Source organism: Arthrobacter parietis, assembly GCF_039530425.1.
GTDB classification, from domain to species: Bacteria; Actinomycetota; Actinomycetes; order Actinomycetales; family Micrococcaceae; genus Arthrobacter_D; species Arthrobacter_D parietis.
In genome coordinates this window covers 165510-185892 of the sequence record NZ_BAAAON010000002.1, presented here as the reverse complement: position 1 = coordinate 185892, position 20383 = coordinate 165510, and the positions used below count along the sequence as shown (strand labels likewise).

General features: G+C 62.8%; 16 protein-coding genes and 2 tRNA genes. 11 read left to right on the top strand and 7 right to left on the bottom strand.

Going from position 1 to position 20383, the window contains the following annotated elements; genetic code table 11:
• Positions 1-60: 60 nt before the first annotated feature.
• The 4 genes from ilvC to ilvD all read right to left on the bottom strand — a co-directional run bounded on the left by ilvC (position 61) and on the right by ilvD (position 5646).
• Positions 61-1086 (bottom strand): ketol-acid reductoisomerase, encoded by a 1026-nt coding sequence (gene ilvC / locus ABFX19_RS09040; RefSeq protein ID WP_056548180.1) that lies wholly within the window; start codon positions 1084-1086, stop codon positions 61-63.
• 87 nt (positions 1087-1173) lie between these two features.
• Complete coding sequence (gene ilvN, locus ABFX19_RS09035; RefSeq protein WP_056548179.1) at positions 1174-1686, bottom strand: acetolactate synthase small subunit; 513 nt, start codon at positions 1684-1686, stop codon at positions 1174-1176.
• A 2-nt stretch (positions 1687-1688) separates the two neighbouring features.
• A complete protein-coding gene (locus ABFX19_RS09030) occupies positions 1689-3584 on the bottom strand; it encodes an acetolactate synthase large subunit (RefSeq protein WP_277358549.1) in 1896 nt (631 codons plus the stop codon).
• 346 nt (positions 3585-3930) lie between these two features.
• Positions 3931-5646: a dihydroxy-acid dehydratase gene (gene ilvD / locus ABFX19_RS09025; RefSeq protein WP_346028142.1), complete on the bottom strand. Its 1716-nt coding sequence runs from the start codon at positions 5644-5646 to the stop codon at positions 3931-3933.
• 229 nt (positions 5647-5875) lie between these two features.
• Between ilvD and ABFX19_RS09020 the strand changes: the two genes are divergently transcribed.
• A complete protein-coding gene (locus tag ABFX19_RS09020; protein WP_277358551.1) occupies positions 5876-6352 on the top strand; it encodes a hypothetical protein in 477 nt (158 codons plus the stop codon).
• 3 nt (positions 6353-6355) lie between these two features.
• Here ABFX19_RS09020 and ABFX19_RS09015 read toward each other — a convergent pair whose 3' ends face one another.
• Positions 6356-7324: a 2-hydroxyacid dehydrogenase gene (locus ABFX19_RS09015; RefSeq protein ID WP_277358552.1), complete on the bottom strand. Its 969-nt coding sequence runs from the start codon at positions 7322-7324 to the stop codon at positions 6356-6358.
• A 69-nt stretch (positions 7325-7393) separates the two neighbouring features.
• On the opposite strand from ABFX19_RS09015, the gene ABFX19_RS09010 reads away from it, so the two are divergent.
• Positions 7394-8530, top strand: a complete 1137-nt coding sequence (locus ABFX19_RS09010; RefSeq protein ID WP_346028141.1) for a PQQ-dependent sugar dehydrogenase — start codon at positions 7394-7396, stop codon at positions 8528-8530.
• A 90-nt stretch (positions 8531-8620) separates the two neighbouring features.
• Positions 8621-8693, top strand: a tRNA-Lys gene (locus tag ABFX19_RS09005).
• A gap of 77 nt (positions 8694-8770) precedes the next feature.
• On the opposite strand, the gene ABFX19_RS09000 is transcribed toward ABFX19_RS09005, so the two are convergent.
• Positions 8771-9265 carry a MarR family winged helix-turn-helix transcriptional regulator gene (locus ABFX19_RS09000; RefSeq protein ID WP_346028140.1) on the bottom strand — a complete coding sequence of 165 codons (495 nt, stop codon included), beginning with the start codon at positions 9263-9265 and terminating at the stop codon, positions 8771-8773.
• 148 nt (positions 9266-9413) lie between these two features.
• On the opposite strand from ABFX19_RS09000, the gene bcp reads away from it, so the two are divergent.
• The 8 genes from bcp (at position 9414) to ABFX19_RS08960 (ending at position 19427) form a co-directional block, all read left to right on the top strand.
• Positions 9414-9884, top strand: coding sequence for a thioredoxin-dependent thiol peroxidase (bcp, locus tag ABFX19_RS08995; protein WP_277358555.1), 471 nt, complete (start codon positions 9414-9416; stop codon positions 9882-9884).
• A 98-nt stretch (positions 9885-9982) separates the two neighbouring features.
• A tRNA-Leu gene (locus ABFX19_RS08990) sits at positions 9983-10064 on the top strand.
• Positions 10065-10311: 247 nt separating this feature from the next.
• Positions 10312-11004, top strand: a complete 693-nt coding sequence (locus ABFX19_RS08985) for a fasciclin domain-containing protein (protein ID WP_056548173.1) — start codon at positions 10312-10314, stop codon at positions 11002-11004.
• 245 nt (positions 11005-11249) lie between these two features.
• Positions 11250-12974, top strand: coding sequence for an ABC transporter substrate-binding protein (locus tag ABFX19_RS08980; protein WP_346028139.1), 1725 nt, complete (start codon positions 11250-11252; stop codon positions 12972-12974).
• A gap of 151 nt (positions 12975-13125) precedes the next feature.
• Positions 13126-14622, top strand: a complete 1497-nt coding sequence (locus ABFX19_RS08975) for a malate:quinone oxidoreductase (protein WP_277358557.1) — start codon at positions 13126-13128, stop codon at positions 14620-14622.
• 44 nt (positions 14623-14666) lie between these two features.
• The gene (locus tag ABFX19_RS08970) at positions 14667-17837 is read left to right on the top strand and encodes an efflux RND transporter permease subunit (RefSeq protein WP_346028138.1); all 3171 of its coding nucleotides are present in this window, start codon (positions 14667-14669) and stop codon (positions 17835-17837) included.
• 35 nt (positions 17838-17872) lie between these two features.
• Positions 17873-18955, top strand: a complete 1083-nt coding sequence (locus ABFX19_RS08965) for an LLM class flavin-dependent oxidoreductase (protein WP_346028137.1) — start codon at positions 17873-17875, stop codon at positions 18953-18955.
• A complete protein-coding gene (locus ABFX19_RS08960; RefSeq protein ID WP_277358559.1) occupies positions 18948-19427 on the top strand; it encodes a MarR family winged helix-turn-helix transcriptional regulator in 480 nt (159 codons plus the stop codon). The genes ABFX19_RS08965 and ABFX19_RS08960 overlap by 8 nt, the downstream gene beginning before the upstream one ends.
• Before the next feature lie 87 nt (positions 19428-19514).
• Here ABFX19_RS08960 and ABFX19_RS08955 read toward each other — a convergent pair whose 3' ends face one another.
• A complete protein-coding gene (locus tag ABFX19_RS08955) occupies positions 19515-20318 on the bottom strand; it encodes a transglutaminase-like domain-containing protein (protein WP_346028136.1) in 804 nt (267 codons plus the stop codon).
• Between the last annotated feature and the right edge of the window lie 65 nt (positions 20319-20383).

Genomic DNA, 20383 nt, shown 5'->3' with positions numbered 1-20383 from the left:
GCGGACCGGCGGGATACTCCGCCGGTCCGGCCGTCGCCTCCAGGGTGTCAACAACGATGATCAGCGGGCGACTGAACCTTCGGTGTAGTCGTCGTTGGTCTTGATCCACGAGAACAGCTTGCGCAGTTCGCGGCCCGTTGCCTCGATCGGGTGATCCTCGCCCTGCTTGCGCAGCTTCTCGAATTCGGGCGCACCCGCGTCCTGGTCATCGATGAAGCGCTTGGCGAAGGCACCGTTCTGGATATCCGCGAGAACTTCCTTCATGTTTTCCTTCACCGACGGGTCAATGACGCGCGGGCCGGAGACGTAGTCACCGTATTCTGCTGTGTCGGAGACGCTCCAGCGCTGCTTGGCGATGCCGCCCTCCACCATCAGGTCAACAATCAGCTTGAGTTCGTGCAGTACCTCGAAGTACGCGACCTCCGGCTTGTAGCCGGCCTCGGTGAGTGTTTCGAAACCGTACTGGATGAGCTGGGACGCGCCGCCGCACAGGACAGCCTGTTCCCCGAAAAGATCGGTTTCGGTCTCTTCGGTGAAGGTTGTCTCGATGACGCCCGCGCGGGTGCCGCCGATTGCCTTCGCGTAGGACAGTGCCAGTTCGCGGGCTTTGCCGGACGGGTTCTGCTCAACGGCGATCAGGTCGGGAACGCCGCGTCCCGCTTCGAATTCGCGGCGAACAATGTGGCCCGGGCCCTTCGGCGCAACGAGGGCAACATCCACGTCGGCCGGAGGCTGGATGTAGCCGTAGCGGATGTTGAACCCGTGACCGAAGAACAGGGCGTCACCTGCCTGCAGGTTGGGAGCAATGTCCTCAGCGTAGACGTGGCGCTGGACCTGATCCGGCGTCAGGACCATGATGAGGTCGGCTTCGGCAACGGCGTCGGAGACATTGAGGACGCGCAGGCCCTCGCTTTCCGCCTTGGCGCGGGACTTTGAGCCCTCCTTCAGGCCCACGCGGACGTCAACGCCCGAGTCGCGGAGGCTCAGCGCATGGGCGTGGCCCTGGCTGCCGTACCCGATAACAGCCACGGTGCGGCCCTGGATGATCGAAAGGTCTGCATCGTCGTCGTAGAACAACTCGGTCACTTGTGTTTCTCCTGTGATGTGATTGTGCCGCCCACCTGACGTGGACCGGCGTGGTTGAGGTATTGAGAGTGAAGTTCGCGCTGCTGGCTAGGCGCTCCTGAGCGCCCTGTCACTCATCGATTTGGCGCCGCGGCTGATCGCCAGGGTTCCGGACTGCACTATTTCGCGGATGCCGAACGGCTCCAGCACTGACAGGAGCGCGGAAAGCTTTTCGGCAGTGCCGGTGGCTTCGATGATCAGCGAGTCGGTGGACACGTCAACCACTGAAGCGCGGAACAAGTCTGCTGCCTGGGTTACCTGCAGCCGTGTTGCGGCATCCGCGCGGACCTTGACCAGGATGTGGTCCCGCTGCACGGAGGATTCGGGGACAAGCTCGACAATCTTGATCACATTGATGAGCTTGTTCAGCTGTTTTGTGACCTGCTCAAGCAGGTCCCCTTCTGCCTCTACCACGACAGTTATCCGGGACATCCCGGTTACTTCGGTCGGACCGACGGCCAGTGAGTTGATGTTGAAGGCGCGTCGAGCAAACAGGCTTGCGACACGGGTCAAAACGCCCGGGACGTCCTCGACCAGAACGGAAAGGGTATGACGGGCCATTGTTAGTCCTCCTGCTCCCAGTCCGGGGTCATGTTGCGGGCAATCTGGATGAGGTCGTTACTGACGCCAGTGGGGACCATAGGCCACACCATCGAGTCACGGCTGACCACGAAATCGATCACAACGGGCCGGTCGTTGATGTCCAGTGCCTGCTGGATGGTGGCATCAATGTCCTCATCCCGCTCACAACGCAGTCCGGCGCAGCCGTAGGCGTCGGCAAGTTTCACGAAGTCCGGAACCCTCACGGTGTTGTGCCCGGTGTTGAGGTCCGTGTTCGAGTAGCGGCCCTCGTAGAACAGGGTCTGCCACTGGCGCACCATGCCCAAGGAGGAATTGTTGATCACGGCGACCTTGATCGGAATGTTGTTGATCACACAGGTGGCCAGCTCCTGGTTGGTCATCTGGAAACAGCCGTCGCCGTCGATCGCCCACACCACGCGGTCAGGGTTGCCGACCTTGGCGCCCATGGCGGCCGGAACCGCATAACCCATGGTGCCCAGGCCGCCGGAGTTCAACCAGGCATGCGGCCGCTCGTAGTTGATGAATTGGGCTGCCCACATCTGGTGCTGGCCAACGCCTGCCGCATACACGCCCTCCGGTCCGGTGAGCTCACCGATGCGCTGGATGACGTGCTGCGGGGCGGAGAGCCCGTCTTCGGGCTGGGTGAACCCGATGGGGTAGCTCTCGCGGAGCCGGTTCAGCACCATCCACCAGGCGCTGTAGTCCGGCGCGCCGGAGGCGGCGAACTGCTCGCGCAGTGCCGCGGTGAACTCCGGAATGATCTCTTTCACCGAGCCGACAATCGGTACGTCGGCCGTCCGGTTCTTCGAAATTTCGGCAGGATCGATGTCCGCATGGATCACTTTCGCCCCGGGCGCGAAGCTCGAAAGCACACCGGTTACGCGGTCGTCGAACCGCGCGCCGAGCGTAATCAGCAGATCCGACTGCTGAAGGGCAGTCACCGCGGACACCGAGCCATGCATGCCGGGCATGCCGACGTGCTGCGGATGGGAGTCGGGAAAAACCCCGCGGGCCATCAGCGTGGTGACAACCGGTGCGCCCAGCAGCTCCGCCAGCTCGAGCAATTCTGCTGCCGCATGGGCCTTGACCACACCGCCGCCCACGTAAAAGACGGGACGTTCCGAGGCCATGATGAGCCGGGCGGCCTCGCGGACCTGCTTGGCGTGACCCCGTACCACCGTGCGGTAGCCGGGCAAGTCAACTTTCGGTGGCCAGGAGAAGGACATCGCGCCGACCTGGGCGTCCTTTGCGATGTCCACGAGCACCGGTCCCGGCCGCCCCGTCGAAGCGATGTGGAATGCTTCAGCGAGAACCCGGGGAATGTCCTGTGATTTGGTCACCAGGTAGGAGTGCTTGGTGATCGGCATGGTGATGCCGACGATGTCCGCTTCCTGGAACGCATCCGATCCGATCACGGCGCTGGATACCTGGCCGGTGATGGCCACCATCGGCACCGAATCCATATGCGCATCCGCTATTGCGGTGACCAGGTTGGTGGCCCCAGGCCCGGACGTGGCAATGCAGACCCCCGGACGCCCGGTCACCATGGCGTAGCCCTGGGCCGCATGCCCGGCGCCCTGCTCATGGCGGACGAGGATGTGCCGAAGTTTGGTAGAGGCCATCAGCGGGTCGTAGGTCGGAAGAATTGCGCCTCCGGGAAGGCCGAAGATGTCATCAACGCCGAGTTCCTCAAGGGCGCGGACAATCGCCTGGGATCCGGTCATCTGGGTTGGCGGCACCACGCGGTTGAGCCCGAGCACCGGACTGGCGGGCGCGGAAGGAGCCGCGTTGTCCCTGCCCGGCTGCTGGACCGGTGCCGCCGGAGCGGGTTGTCTGGTTGCCATCAGCGCCGGGCTGATGGGCGATCCCTTGGACATCTTTGAACTTCCTTTGTATCCAGCACAGCTTGATCGCTGCGCAAATGTACTGCGCGAATCTGTTCGGTGGGAACAAAAAAACCCCTCAGCCTGGTGGGCTCTGCGAGGGGTTTGCGCGTGACGTAGACGTACCAGCCGGGCTTTTAGGCCACGCGCTTGGTAACTAGGACTACGGATACGAACTGCATACCTGTAGTTTTCACTCCCTCGCCAGCAGTGTCAACAACACCCGGAACCGTCTCACTATATGGACAACCATTCCAGTTACTGGACACTAACTGAAGACGACGACGCCGGCGCGCAGCCTCCGTCGTCGTCTTCAGTTCCGGTTTCCAACCGGCGCAGATTAGCCGGTGTAGGCGCCCTCGGAGGCTGAATGCACCAGCTTCGCGTACTTCGCCAGCACTCCCCTGGTGTACCGGGCGGGAAGCGGCTCCCAACCGACCCTCCGGCGCTCCAGTTCCTCGGGATCGACCAGCAGGTCGAAGGTCTTGTTCGGAATATCGGCGCGGATACGGTCCCCGTCCTTGACGAACGCAATGGGGCCGCCGTCCACTGCCTCGGGAGCCACGTGGCCGATGCACAGCCCGGTGGTGCCGCCCGAGAACCTACCGTCCGTCAGTAGGAGTACATCCTTGCCCAGTCCCGCGCCCTTGATGGCTCCGGTGATGGCCAGCATTTCGCGCATGCCCGGTCCGCCTTTGGGGCCCTCATACCGGATGACGACGACGTCCCCCGCCTTCACCTCCCCCGCAGCGAGAGCCTGCAAGGCCCCCTGTTCGCGTTCGAAGACGCGCGCAGTACCTTCGAACACCTCTGCGTCGAAGCCTGCGCTCTTCACCACCGCACCTTCCGGAGCCATCGAGCCGTGCAGGATGGTAATGCCACCGGTTTTGTGGATGGGGTTATCCAGGGCACGCAGGATCTTGCCGTCAACGTCCGGCGGATTGATCGCCTCGAGATTTTCAGCGAGGGTCTTGCCCGTCACCGTCAGCACGTCTCCGTGGAGGAGTCCGGCGTCCAGAAGGGCACGCATGATCACCGGCACGCCGCCGATCTTGTCCACGTCGGTCATGACGTAGCGGCCGAACGGCTTGAGGTCACCCAGGTGCGGAACGCGGTCGCCGATGCGGTTGAAGTCATCGAGCGTAAGATCCACCTCCGCCTCGCGTGCGATGGCGAGCAGGTGCAGGACTGCATTGGTGGATCCACCGAAGGCCATCGTGACAGCAATGGCGTTTTCGAACGCCTTTTTGGTCATGATGTCCCGCGCTGTGATGCCTCGTCTCAGCAGGTTCACGACGGCTTCGCCGGACTTTCGGGCAAATTCATCCCGACGGCGGTCCGCAGACGGCGGCGCTGCCGAACCGGGCAGTGACATACCGAGCGCTTCACCGATGCAGGCCATCGTGTTGGCGGTATACATACCTCCGCAGGCGCCCTCACCAGGGCAGATTGCGCGCTCGATGCGGTCGACGTCACCCCTCGACATTTTTCCAGCCGCGCATGCCCCGACGGCTTCGAAAGCGTCAATCAGGGTGACTTCCTTCTCTGTGCCGTCTTCCAGCTTCACCCAGCCCGGCATGATTGAGCCGGCATACAGGAAAACGCTCGAGAGATTCAGCCGCGCAGCAGCCATGAGCATGCCGGGCAATGACTTGTCACAGCCTGCCAGAAGCACCGACCCGTCAATGCGCTCCGCTTCCATCACTGTCTCAACGGAGTCGGCGATGACCTCGCGGGATACGAGCGAGAAATGCATTCCTTCGTGGCCCATGGAGATGCCGTCCGAGACGGAGATTGTTCCGAACTGCATAGGGAACCCGCCGGCCGCGTGAACGCCCTCCTTGGCGCCCTGGGCCAAGCGGTTCAGGGAGAGATTGCAGGGCGTGATTTCATTCCAGGAGCTCGCGACGCCGACCTGCGGCTTGGCGAAGTCGTCATCACCCATTCCCACTGCACGCAGCATGCCTCGGGCAGGTGCCCGCTCCATGCCATCAGTGACCGCACGGCTTCTTGGCTTGATATCCGGTGTTGCCTTGGCTTCGCTATCCACGCTCATGGGTAAAAGTCTAGGCCCGAAAGCAGGTGCGCCCTGCGCGTGTGACCGACCTATTAAGCCCATCTTAGGGGTGTGCTGCGTCACAGGCGGCCGGCGTTCAGCGCGCCCGCCGGCCGAATGGACACCGCTTATTTCGGGTAGGGTGGTCGGCGCGGACCACGTGCGGCCGGCCATCGGCGGCCGCATACCGACCAGCCGTCCCGCGGGCACTTCCCTACCCAGGCCGAAAATGATTCCCCAGTTGCCGCACGCTTCACAGGACGAGCCCGGAAGCGATGCCCTGAAGAACATCCTCCGCGGAATCTTCGACTCCCAAATCCTTAACTACGGCGATTACAACCTCATCTTCGCTGTGAACGCTCGCCGCGAAGGCAGGGACGCCGACGGGACGCGAATCAGCGCACCGAGGTACTACGTCGTCGGATACCGTTGGCAACCCACGGAGATCATGGTGGCTCCCGTCAACGGGCAGACCCTGACCGGCGGCGGCGTTCCAGTCGAATTGAACATGACCAACCTCGCCCACGCCTTTCAGTTGGCGGATGGCGATTACGAGGTGGCAACAAACACCGGCAGGACGTTCCGCTTCGGGGTTCAGCCGGACGTCATTTTCCAGCCTGCACGCCACCAGGAACTCCACCTCGAGCAGGCGGACGACTACGCGGACTTCGAACTGTTCATGCAGACGTTCATCACGCTCGCATAGCCCTCAGACGTCGCGGCGCCCCGCTTCCCACGGTCCCGGCACCACCAGATTGACCGGCTCCCGACCGACGGCGAACGCCTCCAACTGGCGCCGCAGCAGCCGCACGATGCGTGGGAGGAACGCACCGGTATTCCCGCCGTTGTGGGGCGTGATGATCGCGTTTTCCGCACCCCAGAGCGGATGATCCGCGGGAAGGGGCTCAGGATCGAAGACATCGATTGCGGCATGCAGGCGGCCGCTGACCACCTCAGCCGTGAGTGCCTCCGAATCCACCACGGGGCCCCGTGCAACGTTGATGACGAGGGCGCCGTCGGGCAACGCCGCAAGCACGTCCCTTCCCACCAGTCCCCGGGTGGAGTCCGACAGCGGCGTAATGATAATCAGGACATCGTGGTTGGCAGCCAGTCCGAGAAGTTCATCGCTGCCGTGCACCTGCCCGCGCTGGTCGGTACGCGCTGTCCTGCCGACCCTCGTGAGCTCGACTTCGAAGGCATCGAGTCGATTGGCTATTTCTTCTCCGATGCCGCCAACTCCCAGGAGCAGCACTCTGCGGTCTGCAAGGCCCGGGAATCGTTCGGGCTTCCACACCCGCTCCCGCTGGTTCAACACTGCGACGTTGATGCCGCGAAGGGAGGTAATGGCGAGTCCGATTGCCATTTCGGCTGTAGCCGCAGCGTGGACGCCGGCGGCACTGCAGACGGCAACCCCGGCACCTGCCATTTCCGGCACGCCCTCATACCCGGTCGATTGGGTCTGCACCAGTTTGAGCGCGGGAGCTGACTGCAGCTGTGAGCTGAAATCGCCCCTGGCCATATAGGGCAGTACTGCGACGTCGACCTCCCGCAGGTCAGCCCCAAGGGGTTCGCCTTTGAAGTCCCACACTGCGAGGGTGATTCCGGCGGGTGCAGGACTGAGTGCTTCCAGAAGGTATTGGTCAGGCACTGTCACGGTACGGATTGTAGGAGCGGTCATGCGATCAGCGTAGCCGGACGACCGTGGGGCCCATGGACAGCCGTTTTCCGTCGTCGTAACGTGTCTGTCATGCGCACCGCGCAGCAGGAAAAACGGAACGATGGAATCACCCCGGCACTCCGGGGTCTCGCCGCAGCGTTCTGTCTGCTCGCCGGAGTCACCTCATGCAATGCCGGACCTGAGCCCGCCCCCATTGTCCGGCAGGCTCCGACCTCCCTGGGTGCCACCGCCGGTGAACCGGCGCCGTCGGTGTCCGAGCAGCCAATTCCGGCAGTCACCGCGGAGGTGGCAACAGGCTTGGATGTTCCGTGGGCAATGGCGTTGCTGCCGGACGGCAGCCTCATCGTCACTGAGCGGGAAAGCGCGGAGGTGAAACGGATTACCGACGGCGTGGTTGATGTCATCGGCGTAGTGCAGGACGCCATCGACGCCGACGGCGAGGGCGGATTATTGGGCGTTGCCGTGCCGCCGGACTTCACGGCTGACCCCCGCCTTTACTTCTACTACACGAGCACCGACGATAATCGTGTTATCAGCATGGCGTATGGCAACGGTGGCCTTGAAGGCACGGAAGAAGTGCTGACGGGCATACCGAAGGCGAACATCCACAACGGAGGCCGTATCAAATTCGGCCCCGACGGGTACCTGTACATCGGCACGGGCGATGCGTCCAACGCAGAAAGCGCACAGGACAGGGCGAGCCTCGGCGGGAAAATCCTTCGGGTTACTGCTGACGGCGAACCCGCCCCGGATAGTCCGTTCGGCTCTGCCGTCTATTCGCTGGGGCACCGGAATGTGCAGGGTCTGGCCTGGGACTCCGGGGACCGGCTCTGGGCAAGCGAGTTCGGCCCCGAGCGCGATGATGAGCTCAACCTCATCGAGCCCGGCGGAAACTACGGCTGGCCTGCAGTCACCGGGGCTTCGGGTCAGCGCGGTTTTATTGACGCCCAGGTGGTGTGGCCGTCCACCGCTACAGCTTCCCCCAGCGGCATGGCCATCGTGGAAGACGTCGCCTACATCGGCGGTCTACGGGGTGAACGGCTCTGGCGTGTACCGGTGTCCGGAGGTTCCGCCGGCAATCCGGCCAGCTTCCTCGACGGCGCTCACGGGCGGCTGAGGGACACTCTTGCGGGAGTTGACGGCAGCCTGCTCATTGCGACTAATGAAACCAGTGGATCCAGGATCCTGCGGGTGGAGATGCAATAGCTCACACGCAGCGCTCCGATTTCAACTTTCCGTCGCAGTGCTGGTAGGGTTTAGTGCTGTTGCGGAACGCGGTGAGACCGGATTCCGCAGGCACCTCTAGCTCAATTGGCAGAGCAATTGACTCTTAATCAATGGGTTCCGGGTTCAAGTCCCGGGGGGTGCACAGAAAAAGAAATCCTCCCGTTGGGCATCTGCCCGGCGGGAGGATTTCTGCTTTAACTCCAAGAACCGAGCGACCCGCTAATCGTCAATGAGCGCGGGCTCCGGAAGGCCAGCCCGCCGTGAGGCTGCAGGCGCACCATCAGCTTCCCAGTTCCAGCGCGGGGCACCGAGGTCCTCAATGACGGACTGGAGGTGTGACCTCAGTTCACTGGAGACAAGCCCCTCGCCGGCGATGAGCGTACGCTCAACATCTTTCGCTTCTCCGAGCACCCGGCTGCCCGCGGGCGTAATAGAGACTGCATGGCTGCGGCGATCGATGTCGCTGCGCGTCCTCAAGATGTGTCCGCGCAGTTCGAGGCGGGACAGGGTCTTGCCCATGGTTTGCGCCTGGACACGCACCAGCTGGGCAAGATTGGCCTGGGTCATGGCTCCCTGGGTTTCCAGCACGCCGAGCGCAATCACGCCGGCATGAGTGACACCAATGGAAACCAACCGTTCATTCCACGCATGCTCCACCAACCGAGCGGCCGTCGTCAGTAGTCGACCGGTAGGCCATTGCTCGAGATGCGGCATCAGCAAAAACTCCCTTTCACCCCGCGTAGCTCGTGTAGCTTCGCTTGGGGACCTTGAAATCCACCCACATATGATAGCTACTGCTCGGGCCGCAAACCCGGAGAGTTGCACCGCTGATGCACAATCGAGACCGAAAAGAGAGACCAATATGTCAAAACGACTCCAGACCGGGGACCGCGCACCCGATTTCAGGCTTTCGTCCGCGGACGGTTCGGACGTTTCCCTCAGCGACTTCGCCGGCGAGAATGTCGTCGTCTACTTCTATCCCGCAGCAGCGACACCGGGCTGCACAACCGAAGCCTGCGATTTCCGGGACAACCTCGCCTCGCTTGGCGCTGCAGGATACAGGGTCCTGGGAATTTCCCCCGATTCGGAAACGAAGCTCCGCTCCTTCAGTGAGAAGGAGTCACTGACTTTCCCGCTGCTTTCCGACCCGGATCATGCAGTGGCAGAGGCCTATGGCGCGTGGGGCGAAAAGAAGAACTATGGGAAGACCTATGAAGGTCTCATCCGATCCACAGTGGTGATCGACGGATCCGGGCAGGTCAGCCTCGCCCAATACAACGTCAGGGCCACCGGTCATGTAGCCAAGCTCCGCCGCGATTTAGGGATCAGCTAACGCGAAACCGGCAGCTCCGTAAGCGGCATCCGTTGCCCGTGATGGAACCAGTACAATGGACCGTGCGCCGGATCGTTCTGGCCGGCCGGCAGGCCCACGCGCGAGTGGCGAAATTGGCAGACGCGCTGGATTTAGGTTCCAGTGTCTTCGGACGTGGGGGTTCGAGTCCCCCCTTGCGCACTACCAGCTGGAGACGTAATCGGCGTCGATTATCCGGGCCCCCAGGCTTCACGCCTGGGGGCCCGGCTCGTTAAGCCCCAATGCGAAATCACGGCCCCGAGCCGCTGTCAACAATTTTTTCAGCACTCACCCATCCACCTTCATCGCTCAGCCGAATGACCTGTGAGACATCGACACGATGTGTTCGTCCGGAAATTAGACCATCGCGTTTTGCCGTGGGGGTCGGAATGAATGAAGGAGAAATGAAATGGAACTTCTCAAGCGCAGGAATCTCTCCGTATTCGGTGTCGCAGCTGTAGCCATGTTCGGCCTGGCAGCCTGTGGCGGTGGCGATGAAGCAGCCACCAGTGATTCGGAGACCACCGAATCAACCACGACTGAATCCTCAGCACCCGAGATGACCGAGGAAATGACCGAAGAGGCCATGGACCCCGCCGCCAACCTGGTGGGCCCGGGCTGCGAAGGTTACGCGGAGCAGGTGCCCGACGGCGACGGCTCGGTAGCCGGCATGGCTCAGGATCCGGTAGCGACGGCTGCTTCGAACAACCCGCTGCTTACTCAACTGACCGCCGCTGTGTCAGGTGGCATCAACCCTGATGTCGATCTGGTTGACACCCTCAACGGATCTGAAGCGCTGACCGTCTTCGCGCCGGTTGACGACGCCTTCGAAGCGCTCGATGCAGCAACCGTCGAGGCGCTGCAGACCGACGCAGACCTCCTCTCCGGAATCCTTACCTACCACGTCGTTGAGGGCCAGCTGGCTCCCGATGAGGTTGCCGGAACACACACCACGCTCAACGGTGCCGAGCTGACGGTCGAAGGCGAGGGTGACTCCATCACCGTCGGCGAAGAGGGCGCAGCGGTCATCTGCGGTGGCGTTCAGACCGCCAATGCAACGGTCTACCTGATCGACTCCATCCTGATGCCCCCGAGCGAGTAGTCAGTCCCGGGTAACAGGCACGGCAGTCCAGGCGAGCAATCGTCTGACAAAGACTCCTTGATTCGACTCCTCTAATCTGGATCAGGGACACGGTGGGTATCTGCACTCCGATGCAGATACCCACCGTTTTTGTGTGTCGGGCGTGTCGTACGATGCACCGCGATCAGCTTCCCTTCAGTCTCGTGACCTAAACTGGAGATTCCGCCCGCAGTCGTGCCCTACTGCACGCGCGCCCCGAGGAGACCATGCCAGCCAGCCCAACGCACCGCCGTCGTAAGCTGTCGGGACCGTTCCTGCGTGCGCTGGCGGGAGCAGCAGTGCTCGGCCTGACCGCGTGCACTGCAGCCACGCCGGTACCAACAACGACGACGGCGCCCGCCACCAGTGCGGAGCCGGCGGCTCCGGTTGGCGATACCACCACCGCAACGTTCACGTTCGGCACTGCCGCGACGCCTACCGGCCTTGATCCGGCACTTGTTGCAGACACTGAGTCCTACCGAATCACCCGGCAGATGTTGGAAGGTCTCGTCGGAATCGACCCGCTGACCTCAGAACCGGCGCCGCTCCTGGCCACGTCATGGGAGGAACGGGACGAGGGCCGCGCCTACGCCTTCGATCTGCGCCAGGACGTTGTCTTCCACGATGGCGAACCGTTCAACGCCGCAGCGGTCTGCGCAAACTTCGAGCGCTGGTACACGATGCCTCCCGAAACCCGGGTACTGGACGCCACCATCGCGTTCAAGTCCGTGTTCAAAGCCTTCTCTGATGAACCTGAGGAATCCGTCTACGATTCGTGTCAGCCGCTCGGAGAGCACACCGTGCTCATCCGGCTGACCGGTCGCCTCACGTCCTTCATTCCCGCCCTTGCTTTGCCTGCCTTCGGAATGGCCTCGCCAAAAGCGCTCGACGAGCTCAACGCGAACCAGCTGACTGTTGAACGAAATGGCAGGCAACTGTCGGAGTTCGCGCTCAGTCCGGTCGGAACGGGTCCGTTCACGTTCACCCGTTGGTCCGCGGATGAGGTGACCTTGAGCGCTTTTGAAGGTTACTGGGGCACGGCGGGTGAAATTCAGACCGTCACTTTTCGTACCATTCCGAACACAGCTGCCCGATTGCGTGCGCTGCTGAGCGAGGAAATCGACGGATACGACCTCGTGACCGTGGACAACGCCGCCGAGCTCGCCCGGGAGGGCCAGCAGATCCTGCAACGCGATCCATATTCGGTCCTGTACCTCGGGATGAACCAGGACTTTCCCGGCGTCGACGATGTGCTGTTCCGGCAGGCAGTAGCCCACGCGATCGACAAAGATGCACTCATCGAGGGCCGCTTCCTGGCCGGCACCAGCCCGGCCAACCAGTTCATTCCGCCGAAGCTCGGGGTGACCAATGAAGAGATCACCGATTACGAGTACGATCCTGAGCTGGCGAGGGAACTGCTGGACGAGGCCGGGTACAGCGGTGAGCCGCTCCCCTTCCACTATCCCCGCAACGTCTCCCGTCCCTATCTCTCCTCACCGGAGAAGGTGTACGCCGAGCTGAGCCGTCAGCTCACGGCCGCCGGATTCAATCTTCAGCCCGTCCCGACCGAATGGGCCGACGGCTATATCGAGACCGTCCAAAATGACGATAACCGTGCGTTCCACCTGCTCGGGTGGAGTGGGAGCTACCAGGATCCCGACAATTTCGTGGGCGCCCTGTTCGGCAGCTACAGCGAAGAATTCGCTTTCCGTGACAACCAGCTCTTCAGCAAGATTGCCAGGGCAGTCACCCTGCCCAACGGTGAGGAGCGCGTTGCCGCGTACCAGGAGATAAGTGAGAGCATCGCCGTTGACATTCCTGCCGTTCCGCTCGCCTTTCCCATCTCGGCCGCAGTGGTGTCTCCCCGTGTGCTCAGCTACCCCGTAAGCCCGGTCATGCACGAGGTTTTCAACAGCATTGACCTCGCTGATGTTGAACAACCGGTCCCCTGAACCGAGAACTGATTCGGCACCTTGCCAGCCGGGTGAATTCGGCGGAGCACTGGGACGAGGATCACTGCGCCGTGCGGCATTCGGATTTAGGGAACGCCTCTGCCAGAGGCTACGCTTCTAGGGCTAGCGCCCTTGCTATTGGAGACCCATCGTGACTGCTGACAGCCAGGCGGGAAAGCCCGCGAATCACACTGACGTCGTTCTTATCGGCGGCGGAATCATGAGCGCCACCCTGGGTGCGTTCCTCAAGCAACTGCAGCCGGACTGGAGCATCACTCTGTTCGAGCGGCTTGACCGCGCTGGGCTCGAGAGCTCCGACCCCTGGAACAACGCGGGGACCGGCCACGCCGCCCTATGCGAGCTCAACTACTCGCCGGCAGGCAAGGACGGCTCCGTAGACCCGTCCAAAGCCATCGCCATCAACGAGCAGTTCCAGATCTCCAGGCAGTTCTGGGCGCATATGGTCTCGAACGGCCACCTCGGCGATCCGGGCGGCTTCATCAACGCCGTTCCGCATATGAGCTTCGTCTGGGGTGAACCAAATGTGGAGTATCTCCGTCGGCGTTATGAGGCACTCCGCACGCAACCACTCTTCAAAACCATTGAGTTCGCCACTGAGCACGCGGAGATTGCAGAGTGGACTCCGCTCATCATGGAGGGCCGCAGTCCTGGTCAGCCCGTCGCAGCATCACGGGTAACCGGCGGTACGGACGTCGATTTCGGATCACTTACCCGCGGTCTCACAAGCTACCTCGGCGAAAATGACGTTGACCTGCGCTACGGCCATGACGTCATCAATCTTTCGAAGACCTCGCAGAACCGCTGGGATGTCACCGTTCGCAACCGGGCAACCGGGCAAGCGCACACCGTGAACACGCGGTTCGTCTTCATCGGGGCCGGCGGCGGTGCGCTGCATCTGCTGCAGAAGAGCGGCATCCCCGAAGGCCGCGGTTTTGCCGGATTCCCGGTCTCCGGACAGTTCCTGCGCTGCACCAACCCAAAGACCGTGACACGGCACAACGCCAAGGTGTACGGGCAGGCGTCGGTCGGTGCCCCGCCCATGTCCGTGCCGCACCTCGACACCCGCTACGTCAATGGCGAACGTTCGCTCTTGTTCGGCCCCTACGCCGGTTTTTCAACCAAGTTCCTCAAGCGCGGATCACTGCTGGACCTGCCAACGTCGATCCGCCCGTCCAACCTCCTGCCCATGCTGGCGGTAGGCAAGGACAATATCCCGTTGACCAAATACCTGATCAGCGAGGTGCTCAAGAAGCGTGAGGCGAAAAATGAGTACCTCAACGAGTTCCTGCCCGCAGCTGATGGCAACCGGTGGGAACTGATCAGCGCCGGGCAACGTGTACAGGTCATCAAGAAGGCACCCGGGAAGGGCGGCGTTCTGCAGTTCGGCACGGAAGTCATCACTTCCGCAGACGGCACTGTCGGTGCCCTGCTGGGAGCATCTCCGGGGGCGTCGACTGCGGCGCCGATCATGCTTGAGCTCATGCGTCGTTGCTTCCCCGGCCAGCTTGCTGACTGGGAGCCCAAATTGAAGGAAATGATCCCCGGCTACGGCACGAAGCTCAACGAGAATGAGTCGCTTGCCGATGACATCCAGTCAATGACTGACAGGGTCCTGGGACTCAACTAGACCGCGGTGCCGCCAGGACTGGATGCCCGCAGAAGGCAGAACCGATGTTCCGTTTGGCGCAGCTATCCCTGGCGAACCGCGCACTGATTGCCCTCATCACCGTGTGTGCGGCGGTGTTCGGTGTGATCGCCATGGGTTCCCTGAAGCAGGAGCTCATCCCCTCGCTGGAGTTCCCGCAGATCACTGTGGTTTCCTCATTGCCTGGGGCCGGGCCGGAGTACCTGGACAAGCAGGTCAGCGAACCGTTGGAAAGTGCCCTCAGCGGTGTCGAAGGCCTTGAATCGTCTTCGACGACGTCGCGGAACGGCGTTTCCACCGTCAGCTTGATGTTCGCCTACGGTACGGATCTGGACCGCGCCCGAGGGCAGGTGGACCGCGCCATCTCGACCGTACGTTCTGCCCTGCCGGACGACGTTGAGCCGCAGTCGTTGGCCGGAAGCATCAACGACCTCCCCGTTGTCTTCATGGCCGTGTCCTCAGACCGCTCCCTGAGCGAACTGGGCGAGGAACTGACGAGGCTCACGGTGCCGCGGCTTCAAAAGGTAGAGGGTGTTCGCAGCGCCGAGATCACCGGCGGTGCCGAACAGCACATCTCCATCCTTCCCCGCCAGGAAGATCTCGCTGCACAGGGACTATCCACCGGCGACATCATCGACGCCCTCGAAAACAACGGCGAGCTGTTTCCCATCGGCACCCTCGAGGAGGGCGAACGTTCCCTTACGATCCAGGCGGGCAGTCCCGTGCAGTCGCTGGACGACATCCGCGCCCTGCCGATCCTGCCACCGGAAGCCAGTACAGGCGCCACCGACCCGGCAACAATTGGGGAGGTTGCGGAGGTTTCAATAGCCGACGACGACGCCACGTCCATCACGCGTACCAACGGCACCGAAACACTCGCGCTCACGGTAACGAAGGTTCCGTCCGCAGATACCGTGACTCTCTCCAATGCGGTGACTGCCCTGATCCCCGAGCTTGAGGCTGAACTGGGCGACGGCGCGAATATCACGGTGATCTTCGACCAAGCGCCCTTCATCGAGCGTTCCATCGCCGACCTCACAACCGAGGGGCTGCTGGGGCTGGGCTTCGCCGTCGTCGTTATTCTGGTCTTCCTTCTCTCCGCGCGGTCCACGCTGGTGACCGCAGTGTCCATCCCGCTGTCGCTGCTGATCACGTTCATCGGGTTGTGGGCTACCGGCTACTCGCTCAATATCCTGACGCTCGGTGCGCTGACTATTGCGATCGGCCGGGTCGTTGATGACTCGATCGTGGTCATTGAGAACATCAAGCGTCACCTCAGTTACGGCGAGGACAAACGCTCGGCCATCCTCACCGCCATCCGCGAGGTTGCCGGCGCCATTACAGCTTCCACGCTGACCACGGTGGCGGTTTTTGCCCCGATCGCCTTTGTCGGGGATCTGGCGGGTGAGCTGTTCCGGCCGTTTGCGTTGACCGTCACGATTGCGCTGCTGGCGTCCCTGGCTGTGTCGCTGACAATCGTCCCGGTGCTGGCCTACTGGTTTCTGCCGCGGACGCGGATCGCAGCCGATCAGGCAGATCCGGCGTCGGCTGCGACTGCTGCGGCGGAGCAGCGGCACCGCGCTGAGGAAAAGGAGCAGCGGTCCTGGCTCCAGCGGGGGTACCTTCCCATCCTCCGGATAACCCAACACCATCCGGTGTGGACTGTGGTGGCCGGAGCGCTAGTGCTTGCCGGAACAGTGGCGCTGGTTCCCTTCATGCAGACCAATCTCCTGGGCAACACCGGTCAGAACAGTTTCAGCGTCATCCAGCGCCAGCAGCCGGGGTCAAGTCTTGAGAACACCGTTGCCGAAGCGGGGCGCGTGGAGGAAGCGCTGGCCGGTTTCGAGGAGATCCGTGACGTGCAGGTCACGGTCGGGAACGCAGCGGGGGCAGTCGGAGCCCGTTTTTCCGCCGGCGCTTCCACCGCGCAGTTCACCGTGACTACCGAGGAGGACGCAGACCAGCAGCAGCTGCAGAACGAGGTTCGCTCCGCGCTCAACGAGCTTGAGGGAGCGGGCGAGATCTCGCTGTCCAACCAACAGGGTGGATTAGGGACGTCGAGCACGGTGGACATCAATATCACTGCTCCCGAACCGGACGTCCTCGCTAAGGCAAGCGAGGCCGTCGTCGCCGCCATGCAGGGGGTGCCGGGAGCTCGCGATGTGACGTCGAACCTCGCCGCCGCCCAGCCGCAGATCCAGGTGAGCGTGGACCGGAACGCGGCGGTGGAGGCAGGGCTGACCGAGGGCCAGATCGGCGCGCTGTTGGGCGGCAGCATCAGCGCCGTTCCGGGAGGCACCGTCCGGCTCGATGCCACGGATTACCCCATCCTGATCGGTGAGGGAACGGAAATCACCAGCGTGGACCAACTCCGCAATCTCTCGTTGCCGACGCCGGCCGGGCCAATCCCGCTGACGGATGTCGCCACGGTGGAAGAGGTCCAGGTTCCGCTGACGATCACCAGTTCAAACGGCGAGCGGACAGCGCAGGTTTCCATCACGCCGTCCCAGGACAATCTGGGCGCACTGACGGCGTCCGTCACTGAGCGGCTGGACGCCGTCACGCTGCCAGCCGGGGCCACTGCCACACTGGGCGGCGCGTCCGAACAGCAAGCTGATTCCTTCGGCCAGCTCTTCCTCGCGCTCTGGGCGGCGGTGGCGATCGTGTACGTGATCATGGTGGCAACGTTCAAGAGCCTCATCCAGCCGCTTATCCTCCTCGTCTCGGTTCCTTTCGCGGCCACCGGTGCGATTGCCCTGCTTGTTCTCACGGGAATCCCGCTCGGGCTGCCCTCACTGATCGGCATGCTCATGCTGGTCGGCATCGTTGTAACGAACGCGATCGTGCTCATTGACCTGATCAACCAGTACCGCCGGCCGCAGAATGGTTCGCCGGGGCTGAGCGTTGCCGATGCAGTCACCCGCGGGTCCAGGCAACGTCTTCGTCCCATCCTGATGACGGCCCTTGCAACGGTCTTCGCCCTGACCCCGATGGCCCTCGGTCTGACCGGAGAAGGCGGGTTCATCTCCCAACCGCTTGCCGTCGTCGTCGTTGGTGGTCTTGTCTCTTCGACGCTGTTGACCCTGGTACTGGTTCCGGTGCTCTACCGCCTCATCGAAGGCCGGCGGGAGCGGCGTGCTGCGGTGGGTCGTGAACGGGAACAAATCCCGGAGCCTGCTGGTTACGGAGTACAGTAGATGCAAATGCATGTACTTCTAGGAGGAGGAATCCCATGCAGATCGGTATCTTCAGCGTCGGGGACGTAACGGTTGATCCCACCACCGGCAAAGCACCGAGCGAACACGAGCGCATCAAGGCGATGGTGACCATCGCCAAGCACGCCGAAGACGTCGGCATGGATGTCTTCGCGACCGGTGAGCACCACAACCGGCCCTTTGTTCCCAGCTCCCCCACCACCATGCTTGGCTATGTGGCAGCGCAGACGTCGCGGATCATCCTCTCCACCTCGACCACGCTGATCACCACCAATGACCCGGTCAAGATCGCCGAAGATTACGCGATGCTGCAGCATCTCGCCGATGGTCGGGTGGACCTGATCCTGGGACGCGGCAACACGGCGCCCGTCTACCCCTGGTTTGGCAAAAATCCGCAGGACAGCGTGGACCTCACCGTTGAGAACTACCATCTGCTGCGCCGGCTCTGGGACGAGGACGTGGTGACCTGGGAGGGCAAGCACCGCACCCCCCTGCATAACTTCACCTCCACACCCCGGCCGCTCGACGGTGTTGCACCCTTCGTCTGGCACGGCACCATCCGCACGCCGCAGGTCGCGGAGATCGCCGCCTATTATGGCGACGGCTACTTCGCCAACAACATCTTTTGGCCGAAGGAGCACTACCAACAGCTGATCTCGCTTTACCGCGAGAGGTACGCCCATTACGGCCATGGCACACCCGAGCAGGCAATTGTCGGGCTCGGCGGACAGTTCTTCATTCGGCCGAAGTCCCAGGACGCCGTGAACGACTTCCGCCCCTACTTCGACAATGCACCGGTTTACGGGCACGGGCCGTCGCTGGAGGACTTCACCTCGCAGACACCCCTGACCGTCGGCAGTCCGCAGGAGCTGATTGACAAGACGCTCTCCTTCCGGGAGTTCTTCGGGGACTACCAGCGCCAGCTGTTCCTCGTGGACCACGCGGGACTTCCGCTGAAAACCGTCCTGGAGCAGTTGGACCTGTTCGGCTCCGATGTGCTGCCCACGCTGCGCAAGGAATTTGCTGAGCGCACGCCGGCCTCGATACCCGCTCCCCCGACCTTCGAGAACCGGATGGCTGCGGTGTCTGCCCATGCCTGAGTCTCCGGCGACACCGCTGCGCCTCACTGCCGACGCCTGGGAGTCCCTCTTCCGGGCGCAGGTGGCGGTGATGCGCAGACTCCGGCGGGATCCTTCCTTTCAGACGCTCGCCATCGGGGAGTATGACGTCCTTTTCAACCTCAGCCGCTGTCCCACCGGTTGGACACGGCTCAACGAGCTGAACAGCCATCTGTTGATCAGCCAGCCAAGCCTGAGCCGGATGGCTGAGCGCCTTGAGCACAAGGGCCTCGTGCAGCGCAGGCAGGCGCCGGATGATCAGCGCGGTGTGCTGTTGTCACTCACCGACGAAGGCCGTCGCCTGCAGCGCGAGATCGGTTCGGCACACGTGCGTGCCATCCACGCGCTGCTCGGTCCCCTTCTGAACGAAGAGGAAATGGAACAGCTGTTGACCCTGACCACCAAGCTCCGGGCGGGCCTGGAGCACGACGACGGCGCTCACCGGCCGGACTGAGCGCCACTTGTCGTCGGCTTCGTCGGTTTCCGCTCGCTTCGCTCCGCTTTCGGCTGGCTGAATAGCCGGACGGCCGGCCGCTCTACGCTAGCCGAGCTGGACCGGCGAGGTGCCGTCGTCGTCGTGCAAGGTGTCTGCCACAGCGGTGACCTGCAGCGTGTCCAGGGTGAGGCTCCCGCCGACCGTGGAGAGAAACGCGGTATCCGAGGCGTCCCGCCCGGTTGCGATGCGCAGCAGGTTGGTCCGAGGAGCGAGCCCTGTTGCGTCGACGACATGCCACGCTTCGTCCACCCAGGCCTCAACCACCGCATGGAAGTCCATCGGATTCAGGCCGGGAGCATAAACGGACACCAGGCGCGCGGGTACGTCCTTGGCCCGCAGCAGCGCGATCACCAGATGGGCGTAGTCGCGGCAAACTCCTCTGCGGTCAAGCAGTGTCTGCGTGGCACCGTCGGTTGGCCGGGATGATCCCGAGACATAACTGATGTTGCCGCTTACCCAGGCGCGCACAGCGGCCAGCAGCTCGCTGCCGTGCAGGTTTCCGAACAGACTGTACGACGTCGGCAGCAACCGATCGGATTCACAATATCGGCTTGGGCGGACGTACCGGATGAGGTCGGCGTCGTCCTCCTCCGGCGCGGCAGCTGAACCCCGCACCTCGGCCCGGTAGGTCAGTTCGAGCACCGACGGCTGCTCGAGGGTGAGCGTGTGGAGGATCCCGCCATGGCTGTCCCGGATGGGGGTTGGCGCTACCGGTTCTCCGTTGGCCGTGATCTCAAGGACTTCGTTCACCGCTGAATACCCGGAGTTTCGCGCCACCGCTACGGAAAAGGCCATTGAGGTGTTGGCCCGGGTATTTGCGGTGAGACGAGCCGTGACTGATCGATTCATTCCGGTAGCTCCTGGCGGATGTCGATGAGCGGTGAACGGTGCCGGTCTGAAACACTGGCTGTAAC